The 23992-nt window shown below is 55.1% G+C and carries 22 protein-coding genes, 2 pseudogenes and 1 other annotated feature; of the genes and pseudogenes, 10 read left to right on the forward strand and 14 right to left on the reverse strand.

What is annotated here, in order from left to right; translation table 11 throughout:
- Positions 1 to 299: 299 nt before the first annotated feature.
- Positions 300 to 1739 carry an NAD-dependent succinate-semialdehyde dehydrogenase gene (locus tag IGW03_RS23725; protein WP_194725007.1) on the forward strand — a complete coding sequence of 480 codons (1440 nt, stop codon included), beginning with the start codon at positions 300 to 302 and terminating at the stop codon, positions 1737 to 1739.
- 58 nt (positions 1740 to 1797) lie between these two features.
- Here the strand turns inward: IGW03_RS23725 and IGW03_RS23730 are convergent, their stop codons facing one another.
- From IGW03_RS23730 to IGW03_RS23745, 4 genes are all read right to left on the reverse strand, one after another.
- Positions 1798 to 2403 carry an IS630 family transposase gene (locus tag IGW03_RS23730; RefSeq protein ID WP_194725008.1) on the reverse strand — a complete coding sequence of 202 codons (606 nt, stop codon included), beginning with the start codon at positions 2401 to 2403 and terminating at the stop codon, positions 1798 to 1800.
- Positions 2404 to 2419: 16 nt separating this feature from the next.
- On the reverse strand, positions 2420 to 2788 hold the full coding sequence (locus IGW03_RS23735) for a helix-turn-helix domain-containing protein (RefSeq protein WP_194725009.1): 369 nt from the start codon (positions 2786 to 2788) through the stop codon (positions 2420 to 2422).
- A 438-nt stretch (positions 2789 to 3226) separates the two neighbouring features.
- Positions 3227 to 4669 carry an IS4 family transposase gene (locus IGW03_RS23740; protein WP_194725010.1) on the reverse strand — a complete coding sequence of 481 codons (1443 nt, stop codon included), beginning with the start codon at positions 4667 to 4669 and terminating at the stop codon, positions 3227 to 3229.
- A gap of 133 nt (positions 4670 to 4802) precedes the next feature.
- Positions 4803 to 5726 carry a LysR family transcriptional regulator gene (locus IGW03_RS23745; RefSeq protein ID WP_194725011.1) on the reverse strand — a complete coding sequence of 308 codons (924 nt, stop codon included), beginning with the start codon at positions 5724 to 5726 and terminating at the stop codon, positions 4803 to 4805.
- Positions 5727 to 5828: 102 nt separating this feature from the next.
- On the opposite strand from IGW03_RS23745, the gene IGW03_RS23750 reads away from it, so the two are divergent.
- From IGW03_RS23750 to IGW03_RS23765, 4 genes and pseudogenes are all read left to right on the forward strand, one after another.
- Positions 5829 to 6635 carry a phytanoyl-CoA dioxygenase family protein gene (locus IGW03_RS23750; protein ID WP_194725012.1) on the forward strand — a complete coding sequence of 269 codons (807 nt, stop codon included), beginning with the start codon at positions 5829 to 5831 and terminating at the stop codon, positions 6633 to 6635.
- Between the two features lie 223 nt (positions 6636 to 6858).
- Positions 6859 to 7316 (forward strand): annotated as a pseudogene (locus tag IGW03_RS23755) (IS3 family transposase); the annotation flags it as partial.
- Positions 7140 to 7256: a sequence feature (AL1L pseudoknot), on the forward strand. (Overlaps the previous pseudogene by 117 nt.)
- 249 nt (positions 7317 to 7565) lie before the next feature.
- Positions 7566 to 7760: a hypothetical protein gene (locus tag IGW03_RS23760; protein WP_194725013.1), complete on the forward strand. Its 195-nt coding sequence runs from the start codon at positions 7566 to 7568 to the stop codon at positions 7758 to 7760.
- Between the two features lie 65 nt (positions 7761 to 7825).
- Entirely contained in the window at positions 7826 to 8089 is a 264-nt protein-coding gene (locus IGW03_RS23765) for a site-specific integrase (protein ID WP_194725014.1), read from the forward strand.
- Between the two features lie 717 nt (positions 8090 to 8806).
- Here IGW03_RS23765 and IGW03_RS23770 read toward each other — a convergent pair.
- Both IGW03_RS23770 and IGW03_RS23775 read right to left on the reverse strand, forming a co-directional pair.
- Complete coding sequence (locus IGW03_RS23770) at positions 8807 to 10225, reverse strand: hypothetical protein (RefSeq protein WP_194725015.1); 1419 nt, start codon at positions 10223 to 10225, stop codon at positions 8807 to 8809.
- 312 nt (positions 10226 to 10537) lie between these two features.
- Complete coding sequence (locus tag IGW03_RS23775) at positions 10538 to 11299, reverse strand: IclR family transcriptional regulator domain-containing protein (protein ID WP_194725016.1); 762 nt, start codon at positions 11297 to 11299, stop codon at positions 10538 to 10540.
- A 151-nt stretch (positions 11300 to 11450) separates the two neighbouring features.
- Here IGW03_RS23775 and IGW03_RS23780 point away from each other — a divergent pair, with 151 nt between their 5' ends.
- Genes IGW03_RS23780 through IGW03_RS23800 form a run of 5 tightly spaced genes read left to right on the forward strand, consistent with a single transcriptional unit; the run spans position 11451 to position 16276 of the window.
- The gene (locus IGW03_RS23780; RefSeq protein WP_228536006.1) at positions 11451 to 12428 is read left to right on the forward strand and encodes a Bug family tripartite tricarboxylate transporter substrate binding protein; all 978 of its coding nucleotides are present in this window, start codon (positions 11451 to 11453) and stop codon (positions 12426 to 12428) included.
- Between the two features lie 40 nt (positions 12429 to 12468).
- Positions 12469 to 13719: an aromatic ring-hydroxylating oxygenase subunit alpha gene (locus tag IGW03_RS23785; RefSeq protein WP_194725017.1), complete on the forward strand. Its 1251-nt coding sequence runs from the start codon at positions 12469 to 12471 to the stop codon at positions 13717 to 13719.
- Between the two features lie 4 nt (positions 13720 to 13723).
- Positions 13724 to 14197: an aromatic-ring-hydroxylating dioxygenase subunit beta gene (locus tag IGW03_RS23790; RefSeq protein ID WP_194725018.1), complete on the forward strand. Its 474-nt coding sequence runs from the start codon at positions 13724 to 13726 to the stop codon at positions 14195 to 14197.
- A 10-nt stretch (positions 14198 to 14207) separates the two neighbouring features.
- On the forward strand, positions 14208 to 15173 hold the full coding sequence (locus IGW03_RS23795; protein ID WP_194725019.1) for a PdxA family dehydrogenase: 966 nt from the start codon (positions 14208 to 14210) through the stop codon (positions 15171 to 15173).
- 47 nt (positions 15174 to 15220) lie between these two features.
- Positions 15221 to 16276: a CDP-6-deoxy-delta-3,4-glucoseen reductase gene (locus IGW03_RS23800; RefSeq protein WP_194725020.1), complete on the forward strand. Its 1056-nt coding sequence runs from the start codon at positions 15221 to 15223 to the stop codon at positions 16274 to 16276.
- A gap of 654 nt (positions 16277 to 16930) precedes the next feature.
- Here the strand turns inward: IGW03_RS23800 and IGW03_RS38270 are convergent.
- The 8 genes and pseudogenes from IGW03_RS38270 to IGW03_RS23840 all read right to left on the reverse strand — a co-directional run.
- Positions 16931 to 17060: pseudogene (locus tag IGW03_RS38270) on the reverse strand (IS3 family transposase); the annotation flags it as partial.
- 412 nt (positions 17061 to 17472) lie between these two features.
- Entirely contained in the window at positions 17473 to 18438 is a 966-nt protein-coding gene (locus IGW03_RS23810) for a carbon-nitrogen hydrolase family protein (RefSeq protein WP_194725021.1), read from the reverse strand.
- Entirely contained in the window at positions 18326 to 18814 is a 489-nt protein-coding gene (locus IGW03_RS23815) for an ATP-binding cassette domain-containing protein (RefSeq protein WP_194725022.1), read from the reverse strand. The genes IGW03_RS23810 and IGW03_RS23815 overlap by 113 nt, the downstream gene beginning before the upstream one ends.
- Before the next feature lie 176 nt (positions 18815 to 18990).
- Positions 18991 to 20205, reverse strand: a complete 1215-nt coding sequence (locus IGW03_RS23820; protein ID WP_194725023.1) for an ABC transporter substrate-binding protein — start codon at positions 20203 to 20205, stop codon at positions 18991 to 18993.
- A gap of 337 nt (positions 20206 to 20542) precedes the next feature.
- Complete coding sequence (locus IGW03_RS39065; protein WP_194725024.1) at positions 20543 to 20728, reverse strand: transposase; 186 nt, start codon at positions 20726 to 20728, stop codon at positions 20543 to 20545.
- A gap of 81 nt (positions 20729 to 20809) precedes the next feature.
- Positions 20810 to 21565 (reverse strand): alpha/beta fold hydrolase, encoded by a 756-nt coding sequence (locus IGW03_RS23830; RefSeq protein ID WP_194725025.1) that lies wholly within the window; start codon positions 21563 to 21565, stop codon positions 20810 to 20812.
- 50 nt (positions 21566 to 21615) lie between these two features.
- Positions 21616 to 22857 (reverse strand): FAD-dependent monooxygenase, encoded by a 1242-nt coding sequence (locus IGW03_RS23835; protein ID WP_194725026.1) that lies wholly within the window; start codon positions 22855 to 22857, stop codon positions 21616 to 21618.
- A gap of 122 nt (positions 22858 to 22979) precedes the next feature.
- On the reverse strand, positions 22980 to 23951 hold the full coding sequence (locus IGW03_RS23840) for a Bug family tripartite tricarboxylate transporter substrate binding protein (RefSeq protein WP_194725027.1): 972 nt from the start codon (positions 23949 to 23951) through the stop codon (positions 22980 to 22982).
- Positions 23952 to 23992 lie beyond the last annotated feature (41 nt).

Below are 23992 nucleotides of genomic sequence, written 5' to 3' on the forward strand. Positions count from 1 at the left end.
GGAAAATGAACTGGTAGAAAGTATGAAATGTCTTTCCCGCGTCAAATGAAAGTCCGTGCAAAGCGAGACGTTAAAAGAAGCTTTTAACAACCCTCAGCATAACGTATGTTGCAGCACGTGAGGTAAACAAAGGATTAACTACCTGTTGTGTGGGAAACACCCCTGACATGATATCCATGTTTTATGGATGCAATTGATTTGATGGCTGTAACACGCCCGATTCCAACTGCCTTTATTAGCAGTGAGATTGGCGTGCTTACCAAAGCCCGCTCTATGTATCTGAAGATAGGAAAATAAAGATGACTTATCCGAATACACAACTATTGATCAACGGCCAGTGGCAGGATGCCGCCGACGGCCGCACGCTGGCCGTTCACAATCCCGCCACCGGCCAGGAAATCGGCCGCGTCGCCCATGCCGGCCGCGCCGATCTCGACCGCGCCCTCGAAGCGGCTCAGAAAGGCTTCGAAACCTGGCGCGACATGCTGCCCGCCGAGCGCAGCAAGATCATGCGCCGCGCCGCCGCCTTCATGCGCGAGCGCGCCGAAAACATCGGCCGTGTGCTGACACAGGAACAGGGCAAGCCGCTCGTCGAAGCCAAGGGTGAAGCGCTGGCCGCAGCCGACATCATCGAGTGGTTCGCCGAGGAAGGCTTTCGCGTCTACGGCCGCATCGTGCCGTCACGCACCAACATCGCCATCCGCCAGATGGTGCTCAAAGACCCGGTCGGTCCCGTCGCCGCCTTCACGCCCTGGAACTTCCCGATCAACCAGGTCGTGCGCAAGGTCGGCGCCGCACTGGCCGCCGGCTGCTCGATGCTGGTCAAGGCGCCGGAAGAAACCCCGGCAGGCCCGGCCGCACTGATCCAGGCCTTCGTCGATGCCGGCATTCCGCCCGGCGTGCTGGGCCTGGTCTACGGCAATCCGGCGGAGATTTCCAGCTACCTGATCGCCCATCCCATCATCCGCAAGATCACCTTCACCGGCTCTACGCCGGTGGGCAAGCAGCTCGCCGCACTGGCCGGCCAGCACATGAAGCGCGTGACCATGGAACTGGGCGGACATGCGCCGGTGATCGTGGCCGAGGACGCCGACATTGCGCTGGCAGTCAAGTCGGCCGGTGCGGCCAAGTTCCGCAACGCCGGCCAGGTGTGCATCTCGCCGACGCGCTTCCTGGTGCATGAGAGCATCCGCGGCGAGTTCGAGCAGGCGCTGGTCAAGCATGCGCAGGCGCTGAAGATCGGCGACGGCCTGGCCGAAGGCACGCAGATGGGCCCGCTGGCCAATCCGCGCCGCCTCACCGCGATGGCGGAATTCACCCAGGATGCGATCGAGCGCGGCGCGAAGGTGCTGGCCGGCGGCGTGCGCATCGGCGAGGCCGGCAACTTCTGGCAGCCGACGATCCTGTCGGATGTGCCGGTGGAAGCGAAGGTGTTCAACGACGAGCCGTTCGGCCCGATGGCGGCGATCCGCAGCTTCAACACGCTGGAAGAAGCGATTGCCGAGTCTAACCGTCTGCCGTACGGACTGGCGGGCTATGCGTTCACGCGTTCGCTGAAGAATGCGGATCTGCTGGCGCGCCGGGTGGAAGTGGGCATGCTGTGGGTGAACATGCCGGCGCTGCCGTCGGCGGAATTGCCATTCGGCGGGTTGAAGGATTCGGGCTACGGTTCCGAGGGCGGACCGGAGGCGGTCGAGGCCTACCTGAATGTACGTGCCGTCGCTGTGATGAATGCTTAGAACCGATAATTGCAATTTATGAAGGGTTTTCGAAGGGATCGTTGGTTTTCTCGTTTATTTAGGGCCATCCCTTTGAAGATTTTACATCGCGTTTCACATCGATGTAGGGGATAACCGCAATGCTTAACCAGCCTTGAGCATCAGCGGCACTGGTCGAGTCGATCGCCGCTCTCAAGGCTTCATCAAGTGCCTGACGAGTCCTTGCCTTCGCACTTCTTAGTTTGGTCTTCAGCTTGGACCAGCAGTTTTCAATGGTAGAGAACTCTGGCGAGTAAGGTGGCAGATAGATTAAGGTGGCTCCGACACCTTCAATGGCTTGCTCAATACCGGCGACTGTGTGTGCACTCAAGTTATCCATCACCACGACATCGCCCGGCCGCAAGGTCGGTATCAGAACATGATTGACATAGGTACGGAACACCGTGGCACCGGTGGCACTATCGATGGTCATGACCGCCTCCAGACCTTGGCAGGACAACGCTCCCAGCACAGTCACATTGCGACCGAAGCTCTTTGGTACCGCATCCTTGACGCGAACACCAGGGGTTGCGCGGCTGCCGCGACGCATCATGGCGATATTGCAGCCGGTCTCGTCGATAAACTTCAACCGGCGGGACGAATGGCGGGCTATCTTCCTGCGGTATTGACGACGGGCGCGACGCACTCGCAGAGTATCTCTCTCACATGCATGGACGGTCTTTTTTAAGCGGCATGCGCAGCCGCTGCAATAACCGGCAAAGGGTTGCCGGCCTTACACGCACGCCCGTCAACTGGTCATCGTGATCGGCTAATTCAGCCAGCGTGATATCGGGTTGCCGTTCAACCAGAAGGCGAACATGGGCCTGTGCGGTGTCATCCAAGCGCGTGCTCGGGCTACGTCCTTGCTTTTTAGCAGTGGCATCGCCGGTGTGCCGCGCCCGCTGCAGCAACTTTTCCACAAACGACAGACTGACACCAAAGAACTCGGCAATTTCACGTTGAGAGCCCATACCGCGTTCGTGGGCCTGCAAAATCTTCTGCCGCAAATCCAGAGAGTAAGGAGAGGCCATGAAACGTCAAAGATATGAATGGCAACATTTCTTTGACAAGAAAGCTTCTCATGAATTCCAGATGAATTCATGCAACACGCTGTAGCTTCGCCGCCTCTGCGCGAAATTCGGGCGTATAGGTTCGCAAGTTTGTTTTCTTCATGCATTCTCCCATTTGATGAGGCTAACAAACGAGAGTGTCCACAGAAGTCAGGCCACCTCAATCGTATCGGTGCCGGAGGCGGTGCGCTGATCATCGAAAAGTTCGACGGTGGAGGACAGGAACGTAAGAGCAGCGGTACGGAGTAGCCCCGGGCAGCCGCTGAGGTCGAAATGGACGCAGCTTAAACTAACCGGTTCAATGTCTTGACTGATGGGTCCACTTTAGAAAGCCTTCCCCCAACTACCCGGTGCTATTCGTTCCTTGTGCACGAGTACCGTAAGCGTCGGCTGAGACTTTCAATTACCCACAATTTCTAATGCAAGCTCATATCCGAGTTCAATTTCGTGTAGGCGCGACAGGCCGCGCCAAATGACGATGTTACCTGGCGGCGGATCATGAGTACGTGCGAGATAACCGCCAAGGCAAGCGAGCTTGCATAGATAAATTGATAGATCGACTGATGTGTCTGTTCGCATTTCCGGTCCTTGTACCAGCCGATCGAGCAACGTCAATTCCTGTGTGGTGAACGCCAGCGTCGCAGGCGCTGTACTTACGGTACGCTGTAGCATTGTCATCCAGAAGATGCGCCAACCCAAGATGCAGTACAGCGCAATCAGATTGACTAGCCGCTCGGAGGTACGCAATTTTGATTGCTCGACTTTACAGCCGGATTTCATGATCTTGTGGAAGGTTTCGATCTTCCAGCGCGTGGCATACCACTGTAGCTTCTCGACGGCTTGCGTGCGCGACGTCACGGGCAAGTCTGTGACCAATTTCCACTCGATGCGCTCACGTCCAATGGGCTTGTCGCGTTCGGTCGCATGCAGCACCGTCAAGTTCAGCTCCGGATACTTTGCCTGCTTGCCAATGGGTGGAAGCAAGTGGATGCGCTTGAAGCGCAATTCAAGGGCTGCGGTTGATACATTGCCATGGCGATTGCAGACCTCGACCCGGTGCAAACCACGAACCCGTACCTCGTTCATCTCATCATCGACAGTGTGATCGCCTTCCCCTGCCAAACGGTCAACACACGTACGAAACAGGAAGTGGGTATTGAGAGTTTGTGCCAAGCAGAACAGCTCATAGATATCGCTCTCCCGGTCTGCGACATGAACGCAGCGATCAGCATTGCCCAACAGTGCGGTCGAGCGGCGCAGATTATCTAGCCATCGGAAGCTTTCTTTGGTTTCAATCGGCACCCTTGTCGGATTAATCTTGCGTTTGAGTGCCGTACAACCCTTGAATTCCTTACGACTCCAGAACTTGATTGCAGCCAAACCCAATGGCAAGCCTTCGAGCGTGACGGCCAAACTGGAGTGCATTTGAATGCCGCACTGAGTGCGTGACTTATGCCGTCCATTCTTGTCCTTGCCGCCGTATACTTTATTAGTGATACCAATGGGCTCCTGGTTGTCGCGTTGAAAGGAGAACATGGTCGTGTCATGCAAAATCAAGATGGGACCAGTGGTTGCGTTGAAGCGCTCACGAGTTGCATGGAAATGTCCTTCCAATATCAAGTCCTCGTGAACACGTTCATTGCTAAGAAAGCGATATGCCGCCTTGGTGTTAGCCCAGTCTTGGCATGCCATCGGAATACTATGACCACGATGTTCCCAGAGTTGGGCAGCTAATTCCTCCAGCCGTCTTGCCAGACGGGCGTCAAAGAAGTGATGCCCATCTAGTTCGTCATGCAACCATGCCGGTCCCGGAGCCTTTGCTCTATGTTGCTCCGCGTCCATAGCAACCTCCTGCCTGACTTCCTTCCACCAGGCTAGGTCGTTCAAGCTACCATGTCAAAAGTTGTGGGTAATTGAAAGTCAGAGACGACGCTTACCGAGTACCTGAGCCAACCTGGTTCTCAACGGCGGTAAGTTATGACTTGCGATTGGTATCACTCCTTCTTGTGGGGGGGCGTCTGGCTGCAATCTCCTCTGCAAGCTGCACGAACGCGTTTAATGCAGCAGACGGAGCAGGATCTTTCCATGCAAGAATGAGCTTACTCTTTGGTAGCGCTTCGCGCAGCGGACGGTAGACGACGTTATTCATATGGACTTGTTGAACGGATGCTGGAACAAGCGTCACGCCAAAGCCCGAACTCACAAGTCCCAGCGATGCATAAATTTGGCCCACTTCGAAAAGAGGTGAGGGTGCAAAGCCAGCGTACGCACATAGCTGGCTGATAATCGCATGGTAGTCGGGAGCGACGTCTTTCTTATAGTTAATTACCCGCAGCGGCGCACAATCCGTTATCGAAATCTGCCGTTTCGTTGCCAGAGGATGATCTTTCGCGATCGCGACATAGAAGGGTTCCTCAAGTACTAGCGCAGAATTCAAATCGGCGTCCGGCGGGATCGAGCGCACGAACGCGAGATCAATATCGCCGCGCGTTAGAGCATTGACCTGCTCGGCAGATGTGAACCAACGAAGCTCAACTGTAACGGCCGGAAACCGCTGCTGATATTCGCGAAGCAGCGGAGGCAGGAGTGTATAGGCAATATGCTCAAAGAAGCCAACGGCGATGTGTCCAATTTCGCCGCGCGCTGCACGCTGCGAATCGACGACCGCCGCATCCGTCGCGGAAAGGATGCTCCGTGCACGATCAGCAAACACTTGGCCAGCCGACGTAAGAAATATCCGTCTACCGAGTCGCTTGAACAACTCAATGCCGATTTCTTGCTCCAGTTCACGTATCTGACGGCTGAGCGGAGGTTGCGCGATGTTAAGCCGTTCAGCGGCCTTAGTGAAATTAAGTGTCTGTGCGACGGTGAGGAAGTACCGAAGATGGCGCAGTTCCATACAAAACCTTTTAGGTATTGATAATCAACTTATTATATCTTTTACATTTCGTTTGGTGGCCTCTATGATACCGACATCAACTTACTAAAGGAGATGACCACTATGAAACTCAATGCTTCCCAATTGGCCGCCTACAAACGTGACGGGTTTATCGTGTTGGAGTCGCTTTTCTCGGACGAAGAAGTCAAGGCTATGAAGAGCGACCTAAAGCGGATTCAGCAAATTGACACGGACCATTTGGTTCGTGAGAAAACAGGGGGTATTGCGAAGACCATTTATAAAGTTCATGAACCCGACAGTCCGACGGCTTCGTCTGTTTTTCATGCAGCTACGCGAGCCCCGCGCATGCTTGGACCGGCGCAGCAGCTTCTGGAGGACCCTGATCTTTATATCTATCACACGAAATGCAACCTGAAAACGGCGATCGATGGTTCGGTCTGGCAGTGGCATCAAGACTTTGGAACTTGGCACATTGATGGCGTAAAAGACCCAAGCATGACCACCGCGTTAATCATGCTTGACGAGCCTACCGAGATGGGCGGCTGCCTCTACTTCATTCCGGGCAGCCACAAGCTTGGCTCGCTACAACCGGCGTTCGATGAGGCTACTGGCTACCGTTTTTACGTCGTGCCAAAACCGACGATGCTTGACATTTTGGCCAGCCATCCGCAAGTTGTGCCGATTATCGGTAAGCCTGGCACCGTGGTTTTCTTCGATGCAAACATCGTGCACGCATCGGGTCACAACCTGTCTGGTGAGGACCGTTGGCAAGCGTACGTTGTATACAATCAAGTTAAGAATCGTCCGGGCAATGTGGAGAATCCCCGTCCCGACTACGTTCGGTCGACAAATTTTGCGCCGCTTGCTGTTGGCAGCGATGAGATTCTCAATCAGGAGTCGGTCGTTTGAGACTGTACACTGCGTAGATCAGTTGCGCATGCTGTGACTTCTCAAGCCGATACATGCGGTGAGTCTTGGAGAAGGCTTCACCGCTAGATATTACGGGCGCTGCAAGTGACCTGCAGCAGCCCTTACTTCCGGCCGATACCGTGTCGGCTTTGAACGTCTCCATTTCACGACGTTGAATCACACCGGATTTTGTGGAGGCACCAACATTTGAGAGAATGGTGCCATGAACAAGAAACAGATCAAGTTTTCTCCCGAAGTCAGGGAGCGCGCAGTACGCCTGGTGCGCGAGCAGCGTAGCGAACATCCGTCGATGTGGGCGGCCATCGAGACGATTGCACCGATGATTGGTTGCACCGCCCAGACGCTTCTGGATTGGGTCAAACGTGACGAAATCGACCGTGGAGTGCGTGACGAGGTCGGCACCGACGAGCGGGAGCGCATCAAGGCGCTGGAGCGCGAGGTCAAGGAGCTGCCCCGTGCCAACGAAATTCTGAAGGTGGCCAGCGCTTTTTTCGCCCAGGCGGAGCTCGACCGTCGATTCAAGTCCTGAAGTCTTTCGTCGATCACCATCGCGATAGGTTCGGGGTCGAGCCGCTCTGCAAGGTTCTGCAGATCGCCCCGTCAGGATATCGACGTCACACAGCCCAGCTTCGCGATGCATCCAAGCGCAGTGCCCGCGCCTGACGCGATGAAGCTCAGAGGGTGAAGAATTGACAACGACTGCTTCCTAATGGAGGCCGGCCACAGACGTTGTGTCCTGGGATGGCAGGAGAACTTCCTCCATGGGGTCTTTGGAATGGCAAAAGGGCTATAGTGTGACTAATGGGGAGCAGTGGGGCGGGTCCTATAAGGCTCATTAACCAGCATTGACGCCGTATTCGGGTAAATTCTTGTGTTTTGATCTGTCGTTCCCACTCGGCCAGCTACAGGATGTCCACACTCGACCAGTACGTAAATGCCGCGACCCGTGATAACACCCGCAAGGCCTATCAAGGCACAGTTCGGCACTTCGAAGTCGAATGGGGCAGCTTTTTGCCGACCAGTGCGGAGAGCATCGCCCACTACTTGGTCGACCATACCGAAACGCTGTCGGTCAATACCCTACGCCAGCGTCTGCCGCCCTAGCCCAATGGCATCTCGACCAGGGCTTCCCCAATCCGACTAAAGCAAAGGTGTTCAGGGGTATCCAAGTGCTGTATCCAGCTCTGGAAAAGCGGGCCAAGCCGCTGCAGATCGAGCAGCTGGCTCGAGTGGATCAATGGCCCCAAACCGCGATTGGGGAAAGTAAGTCGAAAAATGACCGTCGCGACGAGATTCGCCACCTGCACAATCGCGCATTGCTGCTACTCGGGATCTGGTGCGGCTTCCACGGCGATGAAATGACCCAGCTACGTGCTGAGCATGTGGAGATTGTGCCTGGACAGGGCATGACCAGTTATTTTCCGGTCACGTAGACTGATCGGCAGATCAAGGAAACGACGTTCAAGGCGCCGGCGCTGCCCCGATTCTGCCCGGTCGAAGCATACCTGGCTTGGGTCAACGCTGCGCAAATCAGCGATGGCGCGTTTTTCCGGAGCTGCGACCGCCTGGGGGCACGTCGGTGATGGTTGACTGCATATCGACAGCCTAGCGCCGCTGTTACGCTCCATCCTGAAGGAAGCGGGTGTTGTATCGCCGGAGCTCTACCGCGGCCGTTCCCTGCGACGTGGGTTCGTGACTTGGGCCAGCGCTAACGGTTGGGAGGTCAAAGCTCTCATGGATTCTGTTGGCTGGAAGGGCGTGCATTCGGCCATGCGCTATGTTGACAGTGCCGATTCGTTTGCTCGGCACCGGAGCAGCGAAATGCTGTAGCTCGAATCCCCGAAATAAGTGGCCAAAGTCGAATTTTAGAATAGCACGCCTCGCTTTTTTGAGGAAAAGTTCGATACTGACCCGGAGAGGTATCGAATAATATTCACTTGACGACATACCTGACAATGAGCCTTATCCATTGTAACGGGAGGGCAAATCGAAGAGACACCACCAATGCAAGGCATCCGAGAAATAATGCCAATTTTTAGGCGATGACGGGACAGTAATGTCAAATATTTGTACCAGAGCATTCCAGTTAATGGTGGTGCTTAATATATGTGCCATAAAGCCTCACGACGTCCGCTGAAATGCTGATAAATTCAGATGAATAAAATAAAAAGACAAAGTACGAAGAAGTAACCTGCAGCATACGGCGTATTCCACCATGCGAGTCTAAACGTGGAGGTTTGGGAGATATTCTGTACCAGACCCAACGTGCCGCTGAAGGGACCAAGCATAAACGTGAGTACGGAACTGCCAATCAGGGTAATGGCAAGCTGTGTCGATGAAATCCCTAGGACTTCAGGACGAAGGGCTTCGCCTAGCAGTGCAATTCCCACTAGGGGGTGAACACCCAAGAACGACACAGCGAGCGTCATGACGGGCATAAGCAAGAGTAGAATTCTGGATCCAATGGCTTCATTCATCTGCAGGAAGAGCACGTTCACCATATGGTCGGTGCCTGACATCACGATTGCAGTTGCCAGAAACCCTGCGCTGAGAAAAACCGCATACTGATCCGCCATATGCGGAAGGCGACCGAAGAACTCCCGGCTACCCTCGAATGCAAAGCGCTTGCCATGTCCAAGCATCATGCACCAAATCAACGCTGCCGGTATTGCGAGCAATGTCACGACAGTCACCAGGCCGACCCGCATCCAGTGTTCGAGTACAACAATAGATAAGAGCAGAACCAGAATTCCTGACACCATTTGCATTAGGTGGGGAAGCGGAGAATGTCGTTCTGAGTCTGGAGCCGTTAGCCCGGCTGCAAGAGCAGGTTCAGCGGAATGAGGTCCATTGCCTTCGATCAACCGGAATATCAGCCAATTCATTCCTAGGCACACGAGGCTCAGCAGCAGTAGCAGCGGGAAGAGCGATAGCCAATCTAGCTGCAGGGATTGTAGTACCACACCGACGATACCCGACACGGGCGTCCAGAAGAGAGGAAGGACATAGCCTGATATAGCAGACACAGTCATGAACCGTTGCTTGCTACCTAACGGAAAATTGTCAACGACCGGCCGCATACTTGCCATCATGATCGGGATGGCAGCCATACTGACGAATGCGCCGCAGATGTAAGCAATGGATGTGGTGATGCAATTGAACGAGAACGTAGTCCTGACACGGCCCAGCATAAGACTTTGTATAGCACCGCTGTATCCACCCAAACGGATTGGAGCAGCCAGCACAGGAAGTACAGCGAACAGGGCAATGAGGTAAGCCATCTGTCCGAAGGCTCCAACGAATTCTCCAAAGCCCAGGCCGGCTCGCCAAAGAAGCAGGCTGCCCCCGGACACGAATACGATTGCAATGGTACGTGCTAGCGGCGCAGCGACCGGCAATGAGATGACAATGGCTAGGAGCGAGGACGCAGACAAAGCCAGCCCGAATATTTGCAGTTTTGTGGTCTTGAAGGCCAAGAAACAAAGAATGACCGCAAGATAGGCTGCAGCGCGCAGATGTTTTAACGGAGTTGACGCAACGCGAGTTTGTGCTGGAGTTGAGGCTTTCATTGCAACCTTGATCTTCACATGACTGTGGAATGGGCGGATTTGGTCATAAGGTTTCGGGGATGTCTCCGGTAAGCAGTCAGCTGCTTGGTCAAGAGGCCAGGTAGGTCTCAATAGCGGCAGCCGGTGCTGAGCCCATGTCGAGGGAAGCACGCCTTGATGTGACCAGTAAGGCGCGCAACTTGGAGCTATCAAAGAAGTGACGAACTCCAACCCGAAGCCTGGTAGTGTTTTAGCGGCGTGCGGGCACCATCACCAGCTTGGGCCGTCAGCTGGTCCGTTATCTCCCTCAACCTGTACCAGCGGAGATGCATGCTAGATCAGCGAGCCAAGCATCCGCCGTACACTCTCAAGCTCGGGCAGCAGCGTATCGATCATGTTGTCGGTTGTTCGCCGCGACGCAGCCGTAGCAAGACTCACGGACGCAAGCGTCTGTCCTGCTGCATTGCGAATGGGAACCGCAATGGAGCGGACGCCAAGTTCCAGTTCCTCATCGTTTAGCGCATAGCCTTGCGCACGGACCCGAGCAAGCTCTTCCATCAGTGCAGGAATCTCGGTAATCGTTTTCGGTGTCAATCGTTGGCGCACCATCCGCTTCAGTCGCTGCAATGCCTCTTCCTCCGGCAATGCAGCCAGCAGCACCCGTCCTGTCGCCGCGCAGTAAGCAGGCAGGCGCGATCCAATCCAGAGCCCGCCTGACAGACTGCGCCTTGCGGCCGCACGCGCTACAAAGACGGCGTCGGATCCGTCTAGGACCGCAAAGGAACTGGGCTCTTGGGTACGTTCGCTCAAGGCCTCGAGAGAGGGCTGAACCAGCTTGGCCAAAGGCGATGCAGCGACATAAGCATGCGCCAGACGCAATAAGCGGGGTGCCGGTCGGAACTGCTTGCCGTCCGTCTCAAGATACCCCAAGCGCTCCAGGGTAATCAGGGAGCGGCGGGCGGACGAGCGGGAATGGCCGGTAATCTTTGCCGCATCACTGATGGTAAGTGGGCCGTTGTTCAATGCGAACGCCTCGATGACCATCAAGCCTTTCTCTAGCCCGGCGACAAACTCTTTGTCGGAATCAGATTCCATATCCACCAAGTAAGGTTATTGATCAGAATGTGCGATATGCGAACATTATATCCAAAAGATTGAGGGCGTCGACCGATATAGGGTAAATTTTGCGCCATCGAGCTTAATCAAGCGCGACCGACCGCAACGGTTGTGGAGACAAGGAGGAGACATGAAACACCCGATATCCAGGTTCATGGCCGGAATCGTATTGGCCACCGGCACCGTATCCGCATTCGCCAATCCGGCTAACGGCTATCCGAAGGCGGCGATCAAGATCATCGTGAATTTCCCGGCAGGCGGTACGGCGGATATCCTGCCGCGCGTCATTGCCCAGAAATTGAGCGATAAGTGGGGCCAGCCGGTTATCGTCGAAAACCGCACCGGTGCTGGCGGAAACATCGGGGCCGACGCCGTTGCCAAAGCAGCGCCAGACGGCTACACCTTGCTTGCAACACCGCCGGCTCCGCTGGCAATCAATCAGTACCTTTACAAGTCGCTGCCCTTCGACGCCACGCGCTTCGAGCCGGTGACGGTGCTTGCAACCGTGCCGAATGTGCTCGCGGTAAGGACCACGCTGCCGGTGAAGACGGCGAATGACTTCGTCGCTTATGCGAAGAAGGAAGGCGGCATGATTACCGTGGCCACGCAGGGAAACGGCACAACGTCGCATCTGACGGCTTCGATGTTCGCGACGCAGGCGGGCACCAAGTTCACGTTCGTACCGTACAAGGGTACCGCGCCGGCACTGACCGATTTGATGGGCGGGCAGGTTGACGTCTTCTTCGACAACATTGCATCGATGTCGAAGTTGCACGAGACCGGCAAGGCCAGAATACTGGCAGTGGCCAGCGCCAAGCGCAGCCCCTTGCTTCCCAATATGCCGACTTTGTCGGAAACGGTGCTTCCAGGATTTAACGCATCGACCTTTTTTGCGATGGCGGCGCCTCCCGGCACACCTGTGGAAATTACGCAGAAGCTCAATGAGGCCATCAAGGACATCCTGAAACAGAAGGACGTGCAGCAGAAATTTCTGGAGCAGGGCGCGGAAATCGTGGGTAACTCACCGGCTGAAATGAATGAGTTCCTTGCAATCGAACGGGCCCGCTGGAAAAAAGTGATCGACAGCGCCGGTGTGACCATGAACTAATGGTATGGCAGACGACAGACAATCAGGAAGGATGAAACAGATGGAAGTGAAATTGCATGACATGCGCGCAAGCAGCGAGATTTGGGAAGCCGGTCTGACGGAAGTCCCGTACTGGGTGTATCAGGACGAGCGCGTGTATCGCCAGGAACAGCAGCGCGTGTTTGGCGGAGCGACATGGAATTACCTTTGCCTTGAAGCCGAAATCCCGAACAACGGTGATTACCGCACCACTTTTGTCGGCGAAGTGCCCGTTATCGTTGTGCGTGACGAGGAGGGCGATGTCTACGCTTTCGAGAACCGCTGCGCGCATCGCGGCGCGCTGATCGCACTGAAGGATAGCGGCAACGAGAAGGACTTCACCTGTGTCTATCATGCGTGGCGCTACGACCTGCAGGGCAACCTCAAAGGCGTCGCATTCGAACAGGGCGTCAACGGAAAGGGTGGCATGCCTCCAGACTTCTGCAAGGAAGAGCATGCGCCGCGCAAATTGCGCACCGCTGTCGTGGCCGGCCTCGTATTCGGCAGCTTCGACGAGGACGTGCCTTCGATTGAGGAATATCTCGGCGATGAGATCATGCAGAAGATAGAGCGTGTGATGCACAAGCCGGTAGAAATTCTCGGCCGCTTCAAGCAGACCATTCCGAACAATTGGAAGCTCTACATCGAGAACGTAAAGGACTCCTATCACGCCAGCCTACTGCATGTCTTCTTCACCACCTTCAAGCTGAACCGTCTGTCCCAGAAAGGCGGCGTGGTGATCAGCGAAACCGGTGCGCATCATATCAGCTGGTCGAAGATCGATCACAAGCCGCAAACCGACAGCGAGTATGCCGCAGAAAAACTGCGTTCGGACATGGAAAGCCTGAAGCTCGCCGACCCTTCCATGTTGGAAGGCTGCGACGAATTCGGCGATGGCGTCACGCTCCAGATCCTGTCGGTCTTTCCCGGCTTCGTGCTGGCGCAGATCCAGAACACACTCGCAATCCGGCAGATACTGCCAACTGGTATCGACAAGACCGTTTTGAACTGGACCTACATCGGCTTCAGGGACGACACGCCTGAACTGCGTCGTATGCGCCTCAAGCAATTGAACCTGACCGGTTCTGCCGGTTTCGTCTCGATGGAGGATGGTGCTGTCGGTGGTTTCGTGCAGCGTGGCATCGCCGGCGCGAGCCGGGAAAAAGCGATCCTGAAAATGGGAGGCGACAGCATCGAAACGCAGGAAAACCGTACCACGGAAGCTTCGGTGCGCGGTTTCTGGAATGCCTACCGCAGCTACATGGAGATCTGAACGCATGAGCACGATCACGCTAGAAAAGCTTTCCGCACTTAATGCTGCATATGCCCGTTGCATCGACAACGACCAGCTTGAACAATGGCCGGCGTTCTTCCAGGAAAAATGCCTCTATCTTATTACCACCGCAGACAATCACGATGCCGGAATGCCGGCCGGCATGGTCTATGCGGATACGCGCGGAATGCTGCAGGACCGAATCGTAGCGATGCGGGAAGCCAATATCTATGAAGAGCAGCGCTACCGTCATATTATCGGTATCCCCTTCGTTGTCGAACACGTCGACACGCTGATATTGGTGGAGACGCCGTTCATCGTGATGCGCATCATGCGGGGCGGCGAGACGACGGTGTTCGCAACCGGACGCTATCTCGACCGCATCGTCGTTGCGGAAGACGGCGGCCTGCAGTTTGCCGAGCGCATCGTGGTGTGTGACAGCACCAACATTGACACATTGCTCGTCATTCCGCTGTAGAGGAACCACGATGAAGCGCATTGCAATTGCAATTGGCGAGCCCAACGGCATCGGTCCGGAGATCGCCGTCAAGGCAGCAGCCGAATTACATGGCACGGTGAAGCTGGTGCTTGTCGGCGACGAGTATCTGGTGCGCCATCATGTGGAGCGGTATGCGCCGCACCTGCGCCCAGCCCCGTTCGAGCAGGGTGGGGCGGCTGGCGGACAGGTGCTGCCATTTATCGATGTGCCGGCGCTGCCGCAGACTGCATTTCGGCCGGGGGAGACGCTTGCCGAAGCGGGTGCGGCCATTGTCAGCTATGTGCGCGCGGCGGTCGGGCTCGCTAAGGACGGCGCAGTCGACGCGGTGATCGGCTGTCCGCATTCAGAAACGGCAATCCATCGCGCCGGTATCCGCTTCTCGGGTTATCCTGGTCTCATCGCGGAGCTGACTGGCACACCCGAAGAACGCGTTTTTCTCCTGCTCGTATCGCCTGAACTGAGAATCGGGCACGTCACGCTGCATGAGCGTCTACACGGCGCGCTCGACCGGATCAACACTCAACTGGTGGTCGATGCCGCCGTAGCAGTCATCGAAGCGACGAAGGCGCTCGGCATCGCGCAACCGAGACTGGGGGTCTTTGGCATCAATCCGCATGCGGGCGAAGACGGTTTGTTCGGCAGCGACGATCAATTGATCAACGTGCCCGCGGTGCAACGCCTGCGTGACATGGGATATTCGGTCGATGGCCCGGTCGGTGCGGACCTGATGCTGTCGCAGCGTGGGCATGATGTGTATCTGGCGATGTACCATGACCAGGGACATATTCCTATCAAGCTGCTGAGTCCGTTGACAGCCAGCGCCTTGTCAGTCGGCGGAGGCATTCTGTTCAGCAGCGTCGGCCATGGCTGCGCATATGACATTGCGGGGAAGGGTATCGCCGATCCCAGCGCGACGATCCGCACCGTGCGCATGCTCGCCGGTATCCTGCAATAGGGTAGGAGCTACGGCAATTTAATCATCAGTAATGAAAGGTCAGCGTCATGTCTCATACGATCCAGCTTGAGGGCCATGGCATCGCGTTCTCTTGCGAACCTGCCAAATCCGTGCTTGATGGCGCGCTCGCTGCAGGCTACGAAATACCGTATTCCTGCCGCAGTGGTATCTGCGGCAGCTGCCGTGGCCGCGTCGTTTCGGGCGCGGTCCAGGGCGGCCTCGGCGGTGGCCTGACCGCGGAAGAGGAAAAGAGCGGTCATGTGCTGCTTTGCCAGGCACATCCTTGCTCCGACGTCTCTGTGGAAGTGCGCGAAGTGCGCAAGATTGACCGCAGTGCGATCAAGACCGTCAAGGCGAAAGTGTACCGGATGACCCGTGTTGCGCCGGACGTCACGATCCTGCAACTGAGATTTCCGGCCGGTACGCGTGTCAAGTTCAAGGCGGGGCAGTATTTGAGCGTCAAGCTTGAGGACGGCAGCTTCCGGCACTACTCTATGGCGAATCCGCCCCACCAGAATGACAGCGTGGAGCTGCATATACGCCATGTGCCCGGCGGAAGCTTCTCGCAGAAGATGGAGCAGGGACTTGCTGTCGGTGACCCGCTTGAAGTGTCAATTCCGTATGGTGACTTTTTCCTGCGTGAGGGCGATCAGGACAACAAACCTACTGTACTGCTGGCGAGCGGTACCGGCTTCGCACCGATCAAATCCATCATCGAGGACGCGATCAAGGCGAAACGCGAACGCAGCATGGTGCTCTATTGGGGGGCACGGCGTCCACAGGATCTTTACAAAATGGATCTTGCGCGTAAATGGGAGAGCCAGCTGCCCTGGTTCCGCTTCGTGCCCGTATTGTCAGATTCGCAGCCGTCGGACAACTGGGCCGGCAGGACCGGCTATGTGCACCAAGCTGTTATGACCGATATCCCTTCGTTAGGTAGTTACGAGGTTTATGCCTGCGGCGCTCCTGCAATGATTAATGCGGCTCGCCATGACTTTGTGCATTCAGGCGGCCTGAATCCAAATGCGTTCTACTGTGATGCCTTTGTATCGACCACAACGTCGGCGAGTGAAACTATACAGGTGCAAATTAAGGCGGCTTAGCAAATAAATAGGTAGGCCGCCATTGAGCCGGTTGCACGATATGGTGTAACTGGCCTAGCCTTCGCGTCTCATGGGGTTACAAATTTCTGTAGGTGTTAAATGCGCTGATTCCTTCTGCATTTCCCCTATTACACTGCTAAACACAGTTATTCATTTGGCACATCACGCTCGCGACAGGGATTTGACGATGGAAAGCAAGGCATCCAAGCAGTAATGTTAACTTTTCAGTCCCGAGCATAATTCGCTAATCCAGTCGAGTGATTATGTCGAAAATTCGGCAGACGTCATCTCCGAATGCCTTGCCAGAGCATCGAAGAGGGCGGCTTTCTTACCTGCTTCCTGTCGGTCGTCTAAAACCTAGCTTAGGCAAGGTTCGGCCAGAAGCTGGCGTTCCATCGGCCAAAGTGACTGACCGCTTATCGCAGCGCTTCCGGACGTTCGACATGCAGACCATCAAAGGAAAGCCCGTCTAAAGCTGCTTCTTCGCGGTCCAGTTCGCCGTTGTCATCCTGGTTCAGCCAAAGCGGAATGAGATTGGCTGAAATGCGATAGGTCTTCTGGGCTTCCCTGCGTCCCAGTTTGCCGTGCTGAATGTCGCTGCATAGTTGCAGCTTGAATTCCTGGCTGTGCCGTCGATATGGTCCTCTCTTGGACTGGCTGTCGGGCATACAGTACGCGAGGAGGGCATCGAGCACGAAATCCGTGTGCATGGAACTGCTCCCCGGCAGCCGACAATGCGACGTGCAAACTCGTCGATCACGAAGGCAACGCACATGAAGCCTTGATACGAACTGGGTGCTCCATGACTTCCCACGAATATTTGGTTGATTTTTTCTTTCTAGCTCTATTTTCTCGAATGTTGGAGCCTCTTCGATTGAACTGACCTCCAAGGTCGTGTTCAACGGTTGAGTCCAACTCTTCGGGGCAGTTCATTCCCGGGGCAGTTCATGAATTCTTGTGCTTTGGGGACGGCATTATCTAAATTAGCAGTAATTGTGAATTAGGCATACATGTTGTTAATGGCAGCGGCAATCGCGATATGGGTTCCAAAAGATTCAAGTGAGCGACTTGCATAATGGATGAAGGCTTTGAAGTTCGGCTAGATGCTGTGCGCCGGCAGCAGGCAGGCGCTCAGCATGATCCATTCACGGCCAGCCTTGCTCAACGGCCTGCCGAAGAAGAGTAGAGTGGCCTATCTACTTTTCGGGAGCTTCGTCATCCGCCAATTCTTCGCCACGAGGCTCGATGATAAGCGGCTTGAGTTCACGGTCGTCAAAATGCACCCGGAACTGCTTGGGCCAATAGTGCCCAATCGCATCGTTCATGAAGTACTTTGGGATTCCCTTGTTGAGATCAATCTCACCGTAGATGATGCCTTCCTCTTCTTGCCCGATCGGCCCTGCGATTACCCGACCGCTTCCACCCTCTATGATGCCGCTCCAGGCTTGGACACGTTGTTGCTCTCGGCTGATTCCCAGCTTTGCAAAAACGTCTTCACCGACAATCAGCTGGCTGCAGACCACATAGGTGTTGTACACAATAGCATGATTGCGGGAGGCGATTTCGGCCATTGACACGTCGGCCAACGTAAAGCCCAACCACGCCGCGACGTGCACCTGTTCGCCCATCGCAGCCAAGGTATATCCAGGAAGCACCATGTTATGTTCTCCGCAGATGAGGCCTCCCAGCTTCCCGATTTCGGTGTCGAACACCTTATGGGTGCTGCCATCCCCATCTCCCCAAACCAACTTTTCCGGGCCGGTTGGTTTGAATTTCCGATGTGTGCCGATGATGACGCCTTCCGGGTCAAAATAAAGAAGGGTGTTATAGATGGACTTGCCAGATCGTTCATTGACACCGATCACCACATAGGCCCCGGCACGGCGCGCCGCCTCGCCTAGCCGGGCGGTCGAATCGCTTGGAATGTCAACTGCGTTCTGAAAGAGTTCGGCAGAGAACCTGCTTGCCTCGCGCATCGGCAGATGCCATGCCCAATAGGGACCGCCGGGTATGAAGGCTTCCGGCAGCACGATCAGCTTCGCGCCGTTCCTACCGGCTTCCTCGATCAATGCGCAGGCCTTTTCGACACTGGCATCCCGGTTCAGGAACACCGGCGCGGCCTGCACCGCGGCTGCCTTGAATACGGGTAATCTGTCGCTCATATTGGTCTCCATTGCTTAGATAGTTAATGCAATTCTGCCGGTAAGCGGCGGTGGGCTTGTTCTTGAATTCCACCGGGAGCAGGATGTTGCCCTCGACGCTACGCCATTCCAGCAAGGCATCGCGCTGGAACACCATGCCGATGTTGTCGGGCGGACCGTTGACCGGCCTCCCTTGGACCGTTAGCTTGCTTGCATTGGTGGTTTCGACCGCGGCCACGCAGCGCAGGAAGGTGCTCTTGCCGCAGCCGGAAGAGCCGAGGATGCTGAAGAACTCGCCCGGCTGCACATCGAGCGAAATCGAATCGAGCGCGAGCACGCCGCGCTCGCCCGGATAGATCTTGCGCAAATCTTGGGCTGCAACGGCGGCTGCATTCATTTTCCACGCGCCTTCGCAGACAGGTCAGGCTTCACCACGCCCGGCTCACGAATTCCTTGGGAACGCGGCCGTGCCTTATCAGGCCGGCGTCGGTCAAAGTCCAGCGCTAACGCGACAACAGCATGGCTACGAATGGAACGCATCATGGAAAATTCCTGTTGGCGATACGCGTTCATTCACTTTTTGACTAACGGACAATTGCTTTGCGCCAAAGGTTGGTAAGCCTGGTCTGCGGGAATGGTCGCCTTCACGGTGTAGTAATCCCATGGCATTTTACTTTCTGCTGGTTTTTTCACCTGAAACAAGTACATGTCGCTAAGCAGCTGGCCATCCACACGTACGGTCCCGTTTTTCGCAAAGAAGTCATTGACCGGCATCTCTTTGACTTTGGCCATCACTGCGCCTGCCTCGTCAGTGCCGGCCGCCTTAATCGCCTTCAGGTAATGCGACACTGCGGAATAGGTCCCCGCCTGAATGGCCGAAGGCATGCGCTTATGCTTTTCGAAGAAGCGCTTGGACCACGCACGGGTCTTATCGTCCAGATTCCAATAAAAAGACTCCGTGAGCTGCATGCCCTGTGCGGCATTGAGTCCGAGGCTGTGAACGTCGGTTACAAAGACGAGTAAACCGACCAATGTCTGGTTCTTGGTAACGCCGAAATCGTTCGCCGCCCTTACGGAGTTGATCAGATCTGCGCCGGCGCTGGCCATGCCAATGACTTTCGCTTTCGACGCTTGCGCCTGGAGCAGAAAAGAGCTGAAATCTGATGCGTTCTGAGGATGCCTTACAGCGCCAAGCACCTTGCCGCCGGCGGCTTTCACCACCTCGGCCGCATCCTTTTCCAGAGAGTGGCCAAAGGTGAAATCTGTGGTTAGGAAATACCAGCTGTCGCCGCCTTGCTTGAGGACGGCCTTGACGGTGCCGTTGGCAAGCGCGTACGTGTTATATACCCATTGCACCGACCGATCATTGCAATCCTCATTCGTAATGCGCGGCGATGCGCTACCGGTAATTAGCGTGACCCGATTCTTTTCCTTCGCGACCCGCATCACTGCCAACGCTGCGCCGCTGTTGACAAGATCGGTGATCATATCGACCTTGGAAACGTCAAACCATTCTCGTGCGCGGTTCGCAGCGATATCAGCCTTGTTCTGGTGATCAGCAGTGACGATCTCCACAGGAGCGCCAAGGACGGTGCCGCCAAAGTCTTCTACCGCCATGCGTGCGGCAAGCACAGAACCGGTCCCGCTATTGTCAGCGTAAGGACCGGACATGTCAGTCAGAACACCAATTTTCACCACTCCATCGGAAATCTTACCTTGCTGAGCCAAAGCGAGCAACGATGTTGAGACTAGTGTCATGCCAAGAACAAGGTGACGCAAACGCTTCATTGGATATCTCCCCAAGGAACAGCATTGATGATGAGTCAGAGGGTAAAACTGTTTCAGAAACAAGATGATGATCTGTTCAGTTTATATAAACATGTTTTTGTGTTGCAAACACAAAACGCTTATTGTGCGCAGTGCGAACATTGCGTACTATTTCCCCATGGGTCCGATCTGTCGGTCTATTCGCAAGCCAAACTCAATGCCGGGCTAGCCGATTAAATGAGCACCCAAGGAAAACTCTCAACTACGAAACCCCCTCTTGCAAAAGCTCGTCAAGGGCTGCCGCCCAATTCTCTTGCGCTCTTGCTCCACCGATTTTTTAAGGCCTGATCCAGCAAACTCATGCGGCTGTCATCCGGGTGCGGGTCCAGTTGTCGAAGTGGTAGCGCACCGTGCTGACTGGCGGGAAGTAGGCTGGCAAGGCGCGCCACGTTGCTGCGTTCTTGAGCAAATACTGGATGGCACAGAAGATATCGTACAAATCAACCCTTCTTGGATTCGTCCGTTTCCGACCGCCTTCCAACATACTGGCGGTAATGCCATGGACTCCCTCCACTTTGCGATACCCGCCGTTTTGACGTTGAAGTGAGAATTCAGGAATGACTAATTATTCACGCAGAAAATTCTCGATGCTCGTAGCGAGAGAGACCGGCGTCTCATCCATTGGATAATGGCCGGCGTTACTCAGTTGCTCCAATACAGCATTCGGATACCACTGCAGATAGGTCTGAGTCATGACTTCCGCCGTCAGTGAAGGGTCGTTTTCTCCAACAATCACTTTTATGGGAATTGGATTGCCTTTGACCTTTTCTGCAAAGTCGGTTTTAGCCCAAGCTTGCAGATAGGTGGCGAAGGCTTCGACAGTGGAGTTCTGCAGCGAGCGCGCTACCATTTTCTCAATCCAATAGCCAGACAAACGCTTCCCGGTCGTCAGGTCGATGATGGCTCGGCGGACTGCTGGATCGGTTGCTGCACTTGAAAAGAAAGTCCAGCGTTGCTCGTCAAAGGGAGAAGCTGATGCTGGAACAGGAGTAATTGCCACCAATTTCCTAATACGGCTTGGAACATCGAGAAGAATCTGCTGAATTACTTTACCACCCATTGAATGTCCGACAAGGCTGAATCGCTCCCAGCCAAGCTTATCGGCGAGCGCGATTGCATCCTCGGAAATTTCTGCGATGGTGTACTTCCCGCTAATCGACTTCGATCCACCATAGCCTCGATAGTCCATGAATGCGTAAGTAAACTCGCGCTGATCAAGCACTTCGCACAAGGGCCGCCAGTCTTCGGCACTACCGAACCAGCCGTGCAATGCGATTACTTTATGGGAGCCGCTACCAATCGTGATGTACGTGTTCGTCATTATTGTTCCTTTTATTACCCACCCTGTCAGCTCAGAGACAGGCGAGGACGTCATGTGGGCGCCACGTTGGTCTGAGCGCCAAGCGGTCGAAGCTCGCTGGTCACAGCATCGTAGCCATAAATCCAGTCCACCGGCAACGGCGGTGGCGGCGGAACAAGTTGATTATTGAGAAATTGCTGACGCGCCTGGAGCTGCATCCTCGCGCCGCGCGGCTGGCGGTCGCGCTCGTATGCTGCCAGCGCTTCGACCGGATTATCGCGACCCTCATCAAGATACCGCGCAATTGCGTAGCCGTCTTCCATGGAAATCGCTCCACCTTGGGCAAGTGTCGGCATCATGGGGTGGGCCGCATCGCCAAGTAGGGCAATGCGGCCGGCAACCCAATGCTCGAGTGGTTGCCGGTCATGAATTCCCCATTTAAACGCCTCCCTAGCGCGCGAAAGGATATGGAGCATGCCCGGATGCCATCCGGCATATGCTTCAAGCATCTCATCAATGTCACTTGGCACAGCCCATGTTTCGTCTGCCCATTCATTTGACACCCGGCCAGCAAAGATGTTTAGCAGTTCTCCTCCGCGAAGCGGATAGAACAGAACATGACCTGTAGGCCCGAGCCAACCTGTATATTCATTGCCCGTGAGACGAATCGGCAATTTGTCGGCGGCATCATGCAGCTCCTGCATCGGCAGGATGATGCGCCAGCAAATCTGATTGGTAAAGCGCGCCTCGCCTTTCCCAAACAGAGCGGCACGTACAACCGAGTGGATGCCATCGGCACCGATGACGATGTCAGCTTCAACCTCGCGTCCATCAGCCAACCGTACGACGGCACCCTGCTGCAAGTTCTCAACAGAGGCACATTCAGCCCCTGTATGGATGGTGTTCTCCGCTACCAGCGAACGCAGAAGACCATGCAGATCGGCACGGTGAGCCATGTAGTATCGGGCACCGAACCGCTCCTGCATCGAGTCACCATATGGTTCCTGCGCCCGTATTGTGCCGTCATCCCACTTTAAGGACAGGCGCATCTGAGGTTCAGCAGCAAGTTTGACGAACTGTGCCTCCAGACCTAAAGCGCGAATGACCTTGACTGCATTTGGCCCGACCTGAAGGCCCGCGCCCACTTCGCCAAGCTGGGCTGCGCGTTCATAGACACTCACTTCGAAACCGCGTTGATGGAGTGCTGCAGCAGCGGTCAAGCCGCCAATACCTGCGCCAACGATGACAACACGCAACGCACGTCCGTTGTTTAGTATCCGCATGATTTTTCCTTTTCCATTACCCATTTCCATGCTTGCCAGAGAAAACTTTTGGTTAGCGGCAATGTTGGTCTGTTGCCGATGCTCTTAATATAATAAATAGTGATACTGAATCGCTTGTACGCATAAGTGGCTGATGCGTCTCTGCTTAATTGTTAGTCAAGCGAGATGTTCGCAGTCTTAATCACTTTTTCCCAACCGACTCTATTCTCATCAAGGAACTTTCGGAATGCAGACGGATCCCCGGAGAAGACATCAACTCCCTGTTCGGTGTACCGTTGCACTGCCGCAGGCTTTCGCATAACCTTATTCACCTCGGAATTCAAAAGGGAGATAATTTGCGCTGGGGTGCCTGCTGGAGCCATCAGACCTAGCCAGCCGACCGCTTGATAGTCCTTGATACCTAATTCGTGCAGAGTGGGCACCTCGGGAAGCACAGCAACACGTTTTACTCCTGTCACAGCGAGTGCCTTGAGCCTTCCCGTACGAAGGTAAGGCAACGCACCTTGCACGTCACTTGCAAGTAAATGGGTTTCGTCGCTCAGTACCGATGTGATCGCGGGTGCATAACCCTTATAGGGGATATGCACCATTTTGGTCGAAGTCCTTTGTGCCATTCCCTCCACCGCCAGATGCGAAAAGCTGCCTAATCCGACCGAGGCGTAACTGATTTTTTCCGGATTCTGCTTAGCATAGCTGACAAGTTCATTAAAATTCTTGACCGGCAAAGAAGGTGGTACCACGATTGCGCCTGGAATAGTCACCGCCAGTGCCACGGGGATCAAGTCCTTGTCTGCATCATAGGGTAACTTCTTATAAAGTGCAGGGTTCGTAGAGACATTTGTCGTAGCCATCAGCAAGGTATAGCCATCTCCAGGAGCTTTTGCCACAAGTTGAGTGCCGATAATTGCGGCCCCTCCGGGGCGGTTCTCCACAATCACTGGTTGCCCTAGGTTATTGGAAAGCTCTGACGCGATCAACCGGGCCGTGCTATCTGCAATGCCTCCAGGAGCAAAAGGTACGACTATTTTTATTGGGCGATCAGGGTACGCACCTTGTGCCGAAGCCGTATTCAATACAAACAAGGGCGCCGCTACTATAAGTAGGGCCTTTCTCAATGTCTTCATCACTGTCTCCTTCTGTAATAGTGGCCTGCTACCGACCGTAG

The sequence above is a fragment of the Noviherbaspirillum malthae genome (assembly GCF_015352985.1).
Taxonomy (GTDB): Bacteria; Pseudomonadota; Gammaproteobacteria; order Burkholderiales; family Burkholderiaceae_D; genus Noviherbaspirillum; species Noviherbaspirillum malthae.

Excerpts from the sequence above, each read along its gene's own strand:
- IGW03_RS23725 (WP_194725007.1), top strand. The coding sequence starts at position 300 with ATGACTTATCCGAATACACAACTATTGATCAACGGCCAGTGGCAGGAT.
- IGW03_RS23790 (WP_194725018.1), top strand. The coding sequence starts at position 13,724 with ATGAGCACGATCACGCTAGAAAAGCTTTCCGCACTTAATGCTGCATAT.
- IGW03_RS23820 (WP_194725023.1), bottom strand. The coding sequence starts at position 20,205 with ATGAAGCGTTTGCGTCACCTTGTTCTTGGCATGACACTAGTCTCAACA.
- IGW03_RS39065 (WP_194725024.1), bottom strand. The coding sequence starts at position 20,728 with ATGTTGGAAGGCGGTCGGAAACGGACGAATCCAAGAAGGGTTGATTTG.
- IGW03_RS23800 (WP_194725020.1), top strand. The coding sequence starts at position 15,221 with ATGTCTCATACGATCCAGCTTGAGGGCCATGGCATCGCGTTCTCTTGC.
- IGW03_RS23780 (WP_228536006.1), top strand. The coding sequence starts at position 11,451 with ATGAAACACCCGATATCCAGGTTCATGGCCGGAATCGTATTGGCCACC.
- IGW03_RS23775 (WP_194725016.1), bottom strand. The coding sequence starts at position 11,299 with ATGGAATCTGATTCCGACAAAGAGTTTGTCGCCGGGCTAGAGAAAGGC.
- IGW03_RS23770 (WP_194725015.1), bottom strand. The coding sequence starts at position 10,225 with ATGAAAGCCTCAACTCCAGCACAAACTCGCGTTGCGTCAACTCCGTTA.
- IGW03_RS23760 (WP_194725013.1), top strand. The coding sequence starts at position 7,566 with ATGTCCACACTCGACCAGTACGTAAATGCCGCGACCCGTGATAACACC.
- IGW03_RS23785 (WP_194725017.1), top strand. The coding sequence starts at position 12,469 with ATGGAAGTGAAATTGCATGACATGCGCGCAAGCAGCGAGATTTGGGAA.
- IGW03_RS23840 (WP_194725027.1), bottom strand. The coding sequence starts at position 23,951 with ATGAAGACATTGAGAAAGGCCCTACTTATAGTAGCGGCGCCCTTGTTT.
- IGW03_RS23810 (WP_194725021.1), bottom strand. The coding sequence starts at position 18,438 with ATGAGCGACAGATTACCCGTATTCAAGGCAGCCGCGGTGCAGGCCGCG.
- IGW03_RS23815 (WP_194725022.1), bottom strand. The coding sequence starts at position 18,814 with ATGAATGCAGCCGCCGTTGCAGCCCAAGATTTGCGCAAGATCTATCCG.
- IGW03_RS23830 (WP_194725025.1), bottom strand. The coding sequence starts at position 21,565 with ATGACGAACACGTACATCACGATTGGTAGCGGCTCCCATAAAGTAATC.
- IGW03_RS23750 (WP_194725012.1), top strand. The coding sequence starts at position 5,829 with ATGAAACTCAATGCTTCCCAATTGGCCGCCTACAAACGTGACGGGTTT.
- IGW03_RS23745 (WP_194725011.1), bottom strand. The coding sequence starts at position 5,726 with ATGGAACTGCGCCATCTTCGGTACTTCCTCACCGTCGCACAGACACTT.
- IGW03_RS23740 (WP_194725010.1), bottom strand. The coding sequence starts at position 4,669 with ATGGACGCGGAGCAACATAGAGCAAAGGCTCCGGGACCGGCATGGTTG.
- IGW03_RS23795 (WP_194725019.1), top strand. The coding sequence starts at position 14,208 with ATGAAGCGCATTGCAATTGCAATTGGCGAGCCCAACGGCATCGGTCCG.
- IGW03_RS23835 (WP_194725026.1), bottom strand. The coding sequence starts at position 22,857 with ATGGAAATGGGTAATGGAAAAGGAAAAATCATGCGGATACTAAACAAC.
- IGW03_RS23735 (WP_194725009.1), bottom strand. The coding sequence starts at position 2,788 with ATGGCCTCTCCTTACTCTCTGGATTTGCGGCAGAAGATTTTGCAGGCC.